The sequence below is a fragment of the Maribacter algicola genome (assembly GCF_003933245.1).
GTDB classification, from domain to species: Bacteria; Bacteroidota; Bacteroidia; order Flavobacteriales; family Flavobacteriaceae; genus Maribacter; species Maribacter algicola.
On the sequence record NZ_QUSX01000002.1, the window covers coordinates 23,308 to 36,287 of the forward strand.

The window sequence follows — 12,980 nt, forward strand, 5'->3', positions numbered from 1 at the left end:
CCTGTTCTTTCATTAGGTGTATCTAAAAGGATACACGTGAAAATTATGAGTGAAAAGCCATATATCTTAGATTTCAAGGATGAGGACGAGACCGTTTCCATCAAAGACATACTATTAAAATATGCCCGGTATTGGCCTTGGTTCGTTGCCAGCTGTGCCATTTTTTTAGTGTTGGGACATTTTTACAGTCAATATGCGCCAAAAACCTTTTATACAGAAGCTAAGATCAAAATTTTGGACGATGCCAAGGAACCAAAAATCATTCCCAACGATAGGGTCATGAACAACCCTAACCTAGGGCTGAACCTTGAAAACCATATTGAAGTAATCAGATCGTACAGATTGTTGGGGGAAGTGGTGGACGAATTGGGACTTAATGTGGATTACTACCAGTCTAACAATTTGGTATATTCCCAAATTTGGGCAGTTCCCTTTGTTTTGCAAACTATAATCGACGATACGGAAATAATAAATCCAATGGTCTATGAAATTGAAATGGCATCGGCCGGATTCAATATTATGGATGGCGAAGGAAATTTTTATTTAGTTTCCTATGAGGAAGACCGTGATAGGGACTTTAAACTGCCCTTCAGGATTATTTTGGGGGATATCGACCATATCAACAACTACAAGGGTATCACTTATAGGGTCGTATTAAGGTCAAAAAAGCAAGCCACTAGTTTACTTTCGGAAGCATTGCAAATTGGTACTTCAGAAAAACAAAGCGATGTCATTACCCTATCCATGAAAGGGCATAGCACGCAAAGGACCGAGGCCATTCTGGATGCCATTGTATACAAATTCGATAACAACAGTTTGGAGGACAAGCAGCTTGTCGCCCAACACACATTATCCCTTATTGATCAACGATTCAAGGATTTATCCATGGAATTGGACTCCATCGAGTTGAGCAAAAAGGACTATAAAAAATTGGAGGACCTCTCGTACATACAGTCGGATGCCAACGCCAGCCTAAGTAAAAAGACCATAAGTGAGAGTGAGGTTTTGCGATTGGAAACCCAAATTTCGTTGTTGGGCATTCTAAAGAAATCCCTGTATTCCAATGATGCCTACGGTCTGTTGGCGGCGGATATTGGTCTCGCCAACCAGGCCTTGAATACGATGGTCCAAGATTATAACGAGTTGGCAAGGGAACGACAAAAACTTATGCTCTCCGTGGGAAAGGACCATCCGAATCTTAAAAATCTGTCGGAACGGTTGAATTTTGCCAGGGAAAACATTCTTAAGACAGTAGGGGTTTACGAGGCACAGATGAAAACCTCTTTGCGCACTTACAATGAGGAAAGAAACCGCGCCGGTTCTGATTTTTCCCAAATACCGGAACAGGAGCGAATTCTAAGGTCTATTGAACGACAGCAGAACATAAAGGAAAACCTGTATCTTTTACTTTTGCGCAAGCGCGAAGAAGCGGCCATAGAATATGCGGCACCGGCTTCTTCCATAAAAGTTATAGACTATAGTGTAAGCGGTCTCAAACCCGTTTGGCCCAAAAAGGTCTTAGTGTATCCTGTTTCATTGATGTTGGGATTTATTTTGCCTTTGACATTTATATTTTTCCGTTCTTCCATGGATACCAAAGTCCAAGGTCGGGAGGAAATTGAAAAAATCAATCCGGAAATACCTACACTGATAGAGATTCCATTTTTTAAGTACAAGAAAAATATGCAAGGTTTCCAGGAAGGATCTGCATTGGCGGAATCGTTCCGAATTTTGAGTACCAATACGGATTACCTTGTTCCAAAAAAAGAAGGTGGCAAGGTTGTGTTCGTCACTTCTGCGATCAAGGAAGAAGGCAAGACCATGACGGCATTAAACCTATCCTTGGCTTACGCCAGTTTAGGGAAAAGGGTGCTTTTAGTGGGAGCAGATCTTAGGAATCCACAATTGCATAGTTATATGGATTTGGAAAAAAATTCGCCGGGCCTTTCAGACTTTCTAAAGAACGATTGGTTTGATTTTCAAGATGGAATACAATTCGGTTTTAAGAAAAACTTCAATCATCATGTTTATTTAAGTGGGGCCATTCCAGAAAGTGCGCCAGTATTACTCTCAAATAAACGTTTTGGTAAATTTCTTGATGAGGCCAAAAGAAGCTACGATTACATAGTTGTCGATACAGCCCCAACCATGTTGGTTACGGATACTTTCTTGATTTCAGATTATGCGGATGTTACCTTATTTGTGCTTCGTTCAGGTATGACGGATATAAATCTGCTTCACTTTTCAAAAGAATTGCACAAAAACAAGAAATTGAAGAATATGGCATACGTGGTAAATGCCGTGGGCAATCTAAAACAAAGGAAATATAATTATGGCTACGCCTACGGTTACAATAGTTAAGGAAGGTAGGAATATTCAATTGGCCATTCACCGAATTTTTATCTATAGCTGTTTTCGTTCTAACTTTAAATAAAAACCTTTGGTAAAAAGAGTTGGAATATTGATTTCTGTTGATGCCCCAATTCAACATTGGCAGCAGCGAATTATCAAGTGGTCAGTGGAAAACCAAAGCTTTGAAACGGTTTTTCTTTCCATGGAAAAGGCTCCTACTCGAGATATCACATCATATACTACCGGATTTTCTGTTTCAGCAAAGCTTTTGAATCTTCAGGCGGCTTTAGAGAGAAAGTTGTTGAACATCCCAAAACCTGATGTTAACATATCAGACTTTATCCGTGATAATTATCCGAAGGCTTTCTGCATCGATGTACCTGATTTGAAGATTAAATCGCACGATGATCAGGGCTTTGAGGTCATTCTCAACCTGTCCGATATTTTTTTATCGGATGACCCTATCTATAAATCCCGAAATGGTATTTGGAACATTTTATTTTCCGATCTTGATCAAAGAAAACACGGTCCCATAGGTTTTTGGGAGATTCTGGATGCCCAAGAAGGTATTGGGGCTTCGCTAATCAAGGCAAACAAGGGTAACTATGACCATTGTGAACTGTTAAGTGCTTGTTTTTTTAATAGGGCTTGGTCAATGACCGAAACAGCTAAAATTGTTACGGAGGGTGCTGTATCCATGGTTCTCAAGGAATTGGGCGCCTTATTCAAAAGAAGTCAATCTAAATACCCAAAAACCGCGTATAATCTTCCTACAAAGGAATACCCGGGGTTTAGGAACGTGTTGAGGTATTTGCGTAGGTTTTATTTTCGACTTGGGGCAAAGACTTTGGAGAAATTAGGGGATAAATTTTTGGGCATACGACCGGAGAAATGGTCGCTTTTTCTGGGTACGGGCGAATTTGAAACATCTTCCTTGGAAAAAATTAGACCTATCCCAATGCCCAAGGATGAGTTTTGGGCAGATCCTTTTCTATTTGAACACCATGGAACCGACTATGTTTTTTTTGAAAACTATTCGTATCGGACAAAAAAAGGGAAAATTTCCTGTGCACGAATAGAAGGGACTACATTGGTAGATATCAAGGATGTCTTGGTAACGGACTACCATCTTTCCTTTCCCTTCATTTTTAGGGATGGTAAGGACATCTACTTAATGCCGGAAACTTCTGGAAACAAAAGACTCGAGCTGTATAGGGCGGTCCATTTTCCTGTTTATTGGGAACTTTACAGTACCGCCTTTGAAGGAGAACTTGTAGCTGATCCCTTTTTTTACACCGATGAAGAAAATCAAAGATGGCTTTTCCTCAACAAACAAATGGATGCGTCCGCTCCTATGAACAGTGAGCTTCATATCTATAAAGTGGACTCCTTGAAATTGGAAACATTGGTGCCCCATCAAAATAACCCCGTACTAATAGACGCTCGCGTAGCCCGAAACGGAGGTGGTGTTTTTACAAAGGGAGGGATTTCCTATAGACCTTCACAAAGAAACGTGGATGGAATTTATGGCAGGGCGTTAAATATCAATCAAATAAAAAAACTAAGCCTGGAGGAATATGAGGAAGAGGTGAAGACAGTTTATTATCCAACTTTTGCTAAGCATCTTATGGCCATACACCACCTGCACCAAACAGAAAAGGCCTTTGTTTTTGACGCGGCCTACCTAAATTCACTTAATCTAAAAACGTAAGGAGTCATTACTCAGGTAATCCACTCCAAATCTCAATGTTGTCGATCCACTGATGCATGGGATGGGTGTTACCGTATACTTGGGTAAGGATGATAAAATCCAAATTGTCGCCATCATTGGTGGTAGCCCCGTAATGCTCCGCGACCAGGTTGCCATTAACCCGCATGGATGCATAACCCTCAGGCTTATCGCTCCATTTTAGAAAGTACTCCACTTTAAACCATTCCTCCCTAGGTATGGGTACTTGATAGTTCCTAACTTGCCAGATAGGTTCCGTTGGATTTATATCACCTTGAAGAAGCCAGTGGGGTGTTCCATTGTCGTCCGTTGCTATGAAGGCAATCATACGAAATCCATCGGTTCTGCTGATATTGTATTTTTTTGTCTTGTATTCCCAAATGGCACGCCAATTATCGGGCCCATTTAGGGAGGTATCGTCTATCTTCATCCAATAACTAATGTACAGCTCGCTTGGATTTTCTTGTACACTGTTGATTTGATAGGGTGTTTGTGTTACCCCTATGTCATAATTTACGCGCTGAAAAAGGGCTGCTGTCTCCGTACCATTTACGCCTTCTATGCTTTCAATATAGTTTTCTATAGCGGATCCACCATCATCCTCAATTCTATGGATGCCAGCAAAATTTGACCCCAGAATTTTTATAGGCCATGTAAACCCCGTGGTACCATCCGTACCGCGTATGACCTGATAATTGTCCCTTACTTGGTCCACATACGTGGCATCTTCAAAACCCGAACTGAATAACATCTGAGGCGTTGTTTTTTGGCTATCTGTTTCTCCGTCATTATTGCACGAAGCAAACAGTAGCGTTACGGCCAAAATATAAGGCAACACTGATCTCATAAGTGACTACAGGATATGCCGACTTTACAGAAATCGGAACTAAACAATTTTTTTCAAATATACCTATTCTAGGCATTGAAAAATCAATCCTTCTTTTGAATACTTTTATTTCCGATATATGGACGGATTTTTGAACAATGGTGATGATATTAATCAAGGAGTTGGGTTTCCATCCCAAATTTCAAGGTCGTCCACCCACTGGTACAGAGGGTGGGAATTGCCATATACTTGGGTAAGCATCATAAAATCCATAGGGTCTGAATTGTTGGTCGTTGGGCCATGATGTTCCCCAATAAGCTGGTCATTTACCTTCATGGATGCGTACCCATTGGAATCATCACTCCAACGCAAGAAAAACTCGAGCTTAAACCATTCGCCCCTTATCAAAGGAATCTTATAGTTTTCTACCTGCCAAACAGGCATTTGAGGATTTTTGTCCCCTTGGAATAGCCAAAACGGTTTACCCTGATTGTCCTTTGCCATATAGGCAATCATCCTAAAACCTCTATTTTCAGCATATTCTTTTGTTTTGTACTCCCAAATGGCACGCCATTCATCTGTGCCCAAAAGCGATACCGTATCCGTCTTCATCCAATAGCGTACATACAATTCACCGGGGTTTTGTTTGATGTTGTTGATTTGATACGGTGTTTGTGTCACTTGTACGTCGTACGTTACTTCTTGATAAAGTGTGTTGGTTATATTGCCTTTTGGGCCCTGCACTTTTTCCAATTTATTTTTTATGGCCTTGCCATTATCGTCATTGACCCGATGAATGCCACTAAAGTCAGAACCTAGAATATATATGGGCCATGAAAAATTGGTTATCGCATCTTGTCCTGTAATATATTGATAACCATCTTTAGGGTTACTTATAGAAACACCTTCAAAACCGGATTTGAAGAGTAGGGTTGGAGGGGTTTCCCGACTTTGGTCCAAAGTGGTTTCCTCAGATAACAGTTTTTTGGAATCCCCGACTTTTTTATCTTTTGAAATGAAAAGGAAACCGCCACATCCCATGACTATCGACACAAGTACCAAGAATGGCTTTATCATTCTCATTTTTCAATAAACTTTAAATTGGCTAGAAGTTCAAAAAATTACTCTTCCATGGTATGATAGACGTTCTGAACGTCATCATCTTCCTCGATTTTCTCTAGTAATTTTTCAACGTCGGCGGCCTCTTCCTCACTCAAGGGCTTGGTGACCTGGGGTATGCGCTCAAAACCGGAGGATAGGATTTCGATTCCCCTATTTTCCAATTCTTTTTGTATCGCACCAAAGCTTTCAAAGGGAGCATAGATTAAAATGCCGTCATCATCTACAAAGACTTCTTCGGCCCCAAAATCTATCATTTCCAATTCCAGCTCCTCTGGGTCAATGCCGTCTGCCGGAATCCTAAAATTACAGGTATGGTCAAACATAAATTCCACGGAGCCGGAGGTTCCTAAACTACCGTTGCATTTGTTAAAATAGCTTCTAATGTTGGCAACGGTTCTGGTATTATTGTCCGTTGCGGTTTCAATAAGAATAGCGATTCCATGGGGTGCATAGCCTTCAAACAATACCTCTTTATAATCTCCAAGACTTTTATCACTTGCTCTTTTGATGGCACGCTCCACATTGTCCTTGGGCATGTTTACCGCTTTGGCATTTTGAATCACGGCCCTAAGTCTAGAGTTGGAGTCCGGATCTGGTCCTCCCTCTTTTACTGCCATTACAATATCCTTGCCTATTCGTGTAAAGGCTTTGGACATTGCCGACCATCGCTTCATTTTACGTGCTTTCCTAAATTCAAAAGCTCTTCCCATATTCTAATATTATTGATGCTGGCAAATTTAACAAAATTCCCAAAGGTTAAAACCTAAAACCAATCTTTAAAGATAGGTCGTTAATCACTTTCAATTATGTCCTCGATGCTTCTTGCCAGTACAAAGTCTTTTTCCGTAACGCCATTGGCTTCGTGGGTGCTTAAACGAATGTTTACCGTTTTATATACATTGCTCCAATCAGGGTGATGGCCTTGCGCCTCACATTCAAAAGCTATTCGTGTCATGACCGAAAATGCTTCCTTAAAATCCTTGAACTCAAAAGTGGTCTCGATTGCTCCATCCACGTATTCCCAGCCATCCAGTTGGCTGAGGTAGTCATAAATCTGTTTGTCCGTAAATTTTTCCATGTGTTATTATTTTATAATATGATGGTCAATTATTTCCTGGTATGTGAATCTCAAATTCTTGGGAAGTAGGTTGGATTTTGGAAGCACTGCCAGATACCTGTCTTCATTGGTGGTATAAACTCTTTTAATAATAGGGTTGAATTTACCCACACGTTCCAAGACCTCTTTTACAAAATCTTCATGATGTACCAAGTCCGTACTCCCAAGGTGAAAAATTCCTGTTTTATTTCTATTGATAAGATAATGAATTTGCTGGGTTAGCTTGTCATCATTGGTCACATTTAATATCAAATTAGGGAAAACCTCTATCGGCTCGTTGTTTAAAATAAGATTTTTCATCTCACGTACCCTGGGCGAGTGATTGCCAAATACCATGGGTATCCTTAGAATTCCCGTTTTATCTTTTGGCAAGCGCATCAGCATATTTTCTATCTTGATCTTTAACCTGCCATAAATGCTTTCAGAAAGTGTTTTGTCGTTTTCGTAGGATGGATACTTACTATAAGCATCAAAAACATTTGCCGAAGAAAGGAAATAAAGTTTGCAATTTCTTTGGCCAATATATTCCACTAGGTGTTGGTGCGTGACGATTTGGGCCGCAAAATTACCTCTTAAAGCAGAGATGACTATCTGTGGCTTTACGCTTTCCAGAACATCATAAATATCATCTTCTTCATGATTGAACCTAAAAAATTGTTGGTTGTTTTCAAAAGACCTTCTAGCGTTGAAATACGTTCCATAGGTATCAAAATAGTTGCAGAGTTCCTTATATATGGCGTTACCAAGGAAACCGCTTCCCCCTAATATTAAGACCTTCTTTTTTTCCAAACTAAAAAATTGATAAATCCGATAATGTGGTCAGTCGCTCCAATGCGGCCATGCCCCTAGAGGAGTTTCCTTTTGGATTCAGGCCTGGAGACCAGACGGTCACGCAGAATCTTTTTGGCAACAATGCCACGATACCACCGCCTACACCACTTTTTCCCGGAAGCCCCACTTCAAAGGCAAATTCACCCGCCTCATCATAAAAGCCACACGTAAGCATTAAAGCGTTGATTCGTTTTACTTGGCTAACGGTCAAAAAATCAAAATTTTGCATACACCTTCCTCTATTGATGAATAGGTAAAAAGTATGGCAAAGCTGGGTACAGGACATGGATAGGGAACACTGGCAAAAGTAGAAATCCAGCACCTCGATGACATCATTTTTAAGATTGCCATAGGACTTTAGCAAATTGGCTGCAGCATAATTCTTGAACCCGGTTGCCTTTTCTGATTGGGCCACTTTCTCATCATACCTAATGGTGGTGTCACCACTAATTTTATGTACAAAATCCAAAAATTCCTTTTTGGGGTTCTTGAGTTCACTCACCAAAATATCCGCTACTACAATTGCCCCGGCATTTATCAAAGGATTTCTTGGTATGCCATTTTCTTGCTCCAGAAGGGAAAGATGGTTGAATGGATCTCCAGAAGGTTCAACGTCCACACGGTCCCATATTTTCTCACCAATGAGACCCATGACCATGGCCAATGTGAGTACCTTGGAGATACTTTGCACGGAAAAACGCTCGTCAAAATCTCCGATTTGATATGATTCTTTTTCTATGTCCAGCAGGCAAATCCCAAATTTATTCGGACTGATGGAGGCCAATTCGGGAATATAGGTGGCAACCCTTCCAGTATCGGACAACTGCTTTGTCTCTTCGTAAATGGTATGTAATATATTTTTGAAATCTGGCATTTAACCCTTGTAAAAAGGAAGTTTCACTACTGTGGCTGGCACCGAATTTTTTCGAATCTGTATATGGATTTTACCTCCGATTGCTGAAAACTCGGTCGGGACGTACCCCAATCCGATACCTTTTCCTAAAGAAGGTGACATGGTTCCAGAGGTTACGATGCCTATTTTGTTTCCATCGGCATCCACAATGTCATAGTCATGCCTTGGTATTCCCCGTTCGTCCAACTCAAAACCAATAAGCTTTCTTTCGGGCCCTTTTTCTTTTTCCTTTTCCAGAGCTTCGCTATTGACAAAATCCTTGGTGAACTTGGTTATCCATCCCAAGCCTGCTTCAATTGGGGAAGTTTCATCGTTTATATCGTTTCCATACAAACAGTAGCCCATTTCCAATCGTAAGGTGTCCCTAGCTGCCAAACCGATCGGTTTGATACCAAAATCTACACCGGCCTCAAAAACCTTGTCCCAAACTTGTTGCACCTCACTGTTCTTGCAATAGATCTCAAAACCACCGGAACCCGTATACCCCGTTGCTGAGATGATTACATATTCTATACCGGCAAAATCGGCCACTTCAAAATGGTAGAACTTGATTTGTGACAAGTCAACGGAAGTCAAAGATTGCATGGCTTCCACTGCTTTTGGACCTTGTATGGCCAGCAGCGAATAATCATCGGATAGATTTCGCATGTCAGCCTTGAAATCGGTATTATACTTCGAAATATGTGCCCAATCCTTATCTATATTGGAAGCATTGACCACCAAAAGATATTGTTCTTCCTTGATCTTGTAAACAATCAAATCGTCCACAATACCCCCGGTTTCATTGGGCAAACAACTGTATTGGGCCCTGCCTATTGTCAATTTGGAAGCATCGTTGGAGGTCACCTTTTGTATCAAGTCCAGTGCGCCGGGACCGCTGATCAAAAATTCACCCATGTGCGAAACATCAAAGACACCAACACCGTTTCTAACCGTTTCATGTTCCACATTTACGCCCTCGTATGAAACTGGCATGTTATATCCTGCAAATGGTACCATCTTGGCACCTAATTGCTCATGGGTTTTTGTTAATGCTGTATTTTTCATAGTATCGAATTATGCAAGGCAAATTTAAGGGAATTAAATAGGATAGCATTCTAAGGGCATCGTATGTTTTCCCCAAATTTTATAGTAACTTGTCCTTTCCTATTTGCAATAATAAAGAATGACTATGAAATTATCTATGCTGTGGATTGCCATCCTTTCTATAGTAACGGTAACCGCTCAAAACCTTCCGCAAGACTATTTGTCATCAGAATTTCATAAAGATAGAAGGGAGAAAGTCCGTGAATTAATGTCCCGAAACAGTGTTCTGGTCTTTTTTGCCAATGCGGAACGCAACAGGGCCAATGACGTGGATTATATCTACCATCAAGATCCTAATTTTTATTATCTCACCGGATATAAGGAACCCAATGCCGTGCTGCTTATTTTCTCCGATATGCAAACCGATGCCGCTGGACATGAATATAATGAAATGATCTATGTACAGGAGCGAAATGCCAAGGAAGAGCAATGGACCGGAAAGCGTTTGGGAGTGGAAGGGGTACGGGAGCAACTTGGCTTTGATAAGGTTTTTAATGGCAGTGATTTCGCCAATGTTCCCATCGATTTCAAATCCTTTAATACCGTTTCCTTTTTTGATTTTGAGAATGATTACAGGGACAAAAGGGGAGAGGCCGATTTGTTCGATCTTATCAAAACGTTTAAACTAAAGGCCAATTATCCATCGGACTATGACCCCATGAAGCAGAATCTGTATGCCATGATTCAATCTGTCACACCTGAGAATGCTGAAAATGTGGTAAAGAGTGTACGGCGATATCTCGATTTTTATGAAAATCTCAAAGGGGATGAATTCTTGACGGACTTTGTGAATGCCACCGATGAATCAAAGAGGCTGGAAGTAAAGGAAAAGGTAAATTTAGTGTTGGCTTCCAACAATTTGGACTCCAGAATGATTTCAGAAATAATGGCCACGCTCAGGGAAACGAAGACCCCGGAGGAGATGAAATTGTTGAAAAAGGCCATTGAAATCTCCGCAGTGGGTCAAATAGAAGTGATGAAAGCGATGCATCCCAACATGTCCGAAACGGAGATACAAGGTGTCCATGAATACGTTTATAAAAAATATGGGGCGGAATATGAGGGTTATCCATCCATAGTAGGGGGTGGCAATAACGGATGTATTTTACACTATATTGAAAATAATAAAATGGAGGTGGGCAATGATCTGATCCTAATGGATTTGGGAGCGGAATATCATGGCTATACGGCCGATGTTACCCGTACCATTCCCGCCAATGGAAAATTCACTCTTGAGCAAAAGACCATTTACGATATTGTATATGAGGCCCAGGAGGCAGGGATAAAGGCCAGTGTGGTGGGCGCCGAATTCCAGGCTCCCGGAAAAGCAGCCTTAAAGGTCGTGGAGGATGGATTGATTACCTTGGGGATTATCGAGGAAGCAAGTGAGGCGAGGACCTATTTTCCGCATGGTACATCCCACTATTTAGGTTTGGATGTGCATGACCAAGGTACTTACCGTCCGTTTCAAGCCAATACAGTCATTACTGTGGAGCCCGGTATTTATATCCCAGAGGGCAGCGATTGCGATGAAAAGTGGTGGGGGATTGCTGTACGTATCGAGGACGACATCCTTATTACCGATGAGGGTCCCATAAACCTATCGGCTATGGCACCCCGGACGACGGAAGCCATCGAGGGAATGATGAAACAGCCCAGTCCGTTGGATGATTTTCAACTGCCAAAGCTGGATTAATGGTTCAATAGGAATTCACTTAATTCCGAGTAGGTTTTAATTTTTATGGATTTTTTGTCCTTGCCCATGACCTTTTGAATTTGAGGAGGCAAAGGAAGTTTTTCCCCGATGGTTTCTTCCACCACATCCAAAAATTTTACAGGGTGGGCGGTTTCCAAGAAGATGCCATAGGTATCTGGATATTTTTCCTGATACTTTTTTAATCCCAAATAGCCCACGGCCCCATGTGGGTCGGCAATATATCCACTAGATTTATAGATATCCAAAAGTGCTTTTTTGGTTTGAGTATCCGTAAAGGAGTAGGAGGAAAGATTGGATTTTATGGTTTCAAAGTCATCATGGAACAAATGTCGTATCCGCACAAAATTGCTAGGGTCGCCCACATCCATCGCATTTGAGATGGTCGCCGTAGATGGTTTAGGGTCATAGCTTTGCGTTTTCATGAACTGAGGAACGGTATCATTCACGTTGGTTGAAGCAATAAAATGTTTCACCGGCATTCCCAATTTTTGGGCTACCAAACCGGCACATAAATTCCCAAAATTCCCGGAAGGTACTGAAAATACAATTTCCCTTCCCTTGCTTTTTGTTTGTTTAGAGGCGAACAGAAAGTAAAATAACTGTGGAAGCCATCGGGCTACATTGATCGAGTTGGCCGAGGTCAGTTTCATGTTACTTAAAAGTGCCTCATCTAGAAACGCCGTTTTGACCATCGCCTGACAATCGTCAAAAGTACCTTCCACTTCCAAGGCCGTAATGTTCTGCCCCAAGGTGGTCAATTGACGTTCCTGGATATCACTCACCTTTCCGCTTGGATAAAGGATCACCACCTTTACACCATCCACCCCTAAAAATCCATTGGCTACGGCACCTCCCGTATCTCCAGAGGTGGCCACCAAAACGGTGACCTCATTATTTTCGTCTTTAGAAAAGTAGCCCAAACATTGCGCCATGAAGCGTGCACCTACATCCTTGAAGGCCATGGTGGGCCCATGAAAAAGTTCCAAGGTAGCGATGTTCTTATCGATTTCAACGACGGGAAACTCAAAATCCAACGTATTCTTTAGAATCTCACGGAGGACATCGTTCGGGATTTCATCACTAACGAATTGATGGATGGCATTAAATGCGATTTCCTGATTGGACAAGTCCTCGATAGTTTCAAATAAGCTTATGGGCAGGGGTTCAATACTTTCAGGAAAGTAAAGTCCTTTGTCTGGAGCTATGCCATTTATTACAGCATCCTTAAAGGAAACATCCGGTGCTTTTTTATGTAGACTATAAAATTTCAACGTATTAATTTTAGTT

Annotated in this window: 11 protein-coding genes; 3 read left to right on the forward strand and 8 right to left on the reverse strand. The window is 41.3% G+C overall.

What is annotated here, in order from left to right:
- Window positions 1-45: 45 nt before the first annotated feature.
- Window positions 46-2,361 carry a GumC family protein gene (locus tag DZC72_RS09350; RefSeq protein ID WP_125222676.1) on the forward strand — a complete coding sequence of 772 codons (2,316 nt, stop codon included), beginning with the start codon at window positions 46-48 and terminating at the stop codon, window positions 2,359-2,361.
- A gap of 79 nt (window positions 2,362-2,440) precedes the next feature.
- Entirely contained in the window at window positions 2,441-4,063 is a 1,623-nt protein-coding gene (locus DZC72_RS09355; RefSeq protein ID WP_125222677.1) for a glucosamine inositolphosphorylceramide transferase family protein, read from the forward strand.
- 7 nt (window positions 4,064-4,070) lie between these two features.
- Here DZC72_RS09355 and DZC72_RS09360 read toward each other — a convergent pair whose 3' ends face one another.
- The 7 genes from DZC72_RS09360 to gcvT all read right to left on the reverse strand — a co-directional run bounded on the left by DZC72_RS09360 (window position 4,071) and on the right by gcvT (window position 9,937).
- Complete coding sequence (locus DZC72_RS09360) at window positions 4,071-4,928, reverse strand: hypothetical protein (RefSeq protein WP_125222678.1); 858 nt, start codon at window positions 4,926-4,928, stop codon at window positions 4,071-4,073.
- A 153-nt stretch (window positions 4,929-5,081) separates the two neighbouring features.
- Window positions 5,082-5,984, reverse strand: a complete 903-nt coding sequence (locus tag DZC72_RS09365) for a hypothetical protein (protein ID WP_125222679.1) — start codon at window positions 5,982-5,984, stop codon at window positions 5,082-5,084.
- A gap of 44 nt (window positions 5,985-6,028) precedes the next feature.
- Window positions 6,029-6,739 (reverse strand): YebC/PmpR family DNA-binding transcriptional regulator, encoded by a 711-nt coding sequence (locus DZC72_RS09370; RefSeq protein ID WP_125222680.1) that lies wholly within the window; start codon window positions 6,737-6,739, stop codon window positions 6,029-6,031.
- Window positions 6,740-6,819: 80 nt separating this feature from the next.
- The gene (locus DZC72_RS09375; protein ID WP_125222681.1) at window positions 6,820-7,107 is read right to left on the reverse strand and encodes a 4a-hydroxytetrahydrobiopterin dehydratase; all 288 of its coding nucleotides are present in this window, start codon (window positions 7,105-7,107) and stop codon (window positions 6,820-6,822) included.
- A 6-nt stretch (window positions 7,108-7,113) separates the two neighbouring features.
- Window positions 7,114-7,935, reverse strand: a complete 822-nt coding sequence (locus tag DZC72_RS09380; protein WP_125222682.1) for a sugar nucleotide-binding protein — start codon at window positions 7,933-7,935, stop codon at window positions 7,114-7,116.
- 1 nt (window position 7,936) lies between these two features.
- Window positions 7,937-8,851: a glutaminase gene (locus DZC72_RS09385; RefSeq protein ID WP_125222683.1), complete on the reverse strand. Its 915-nt coding sequence runs from the start codon at window positions 8,849-8,851 to the stop codon at window positions 7,937-7,939.
- Entirely contained in the window at window positions 8,852-9,937 is a 1,086-nt protein-coding gene (gene gcvT / locus DZC72_RS09390; RefSeq protein ID WP_125222684.1) for a glycine cleavage system aminomethyltransferase GcvT, read from the reverse strand.
- Between the two features lie 118 nt (window positions 9,938-10,055).
- Between gcvT and DZC72_RS09395 the strand changes: the two genes are divergently transcribed.
- The gene (locus DZC72_RS09395) at window positions 10,056-11,672 is read left to right on the forward strand and encodes an aminopeptidase P family protein (protein ID WP_394340637.1); all 1,617 of its coding nucleotides are present in this window, start codon (window positions 10,056-10,058) and stop codon (window positions 11,670-11,672) included.
- On the opposite strand, the gene thrC is transcribed toward DZC72_RS09395, so the two are convergent.
- Window positions 11,669-12,964: a threonine synthase gene (thrC, locus tag DZC72_RS09400; protein ID WP_125222686.1), complete on the reverse strand. Its 1,296-nt coding sequence runs from the start codon at window positions 12,962-12,964 to the stop codon at window positions 11,669-11,671. The two genes, DZC72_RS09395 and thrC, sit on opposite strands and share 4 nt — an antisense overlap.
- Window positions 12,965-12,980 lie beyond the last annotated feature (16 nt).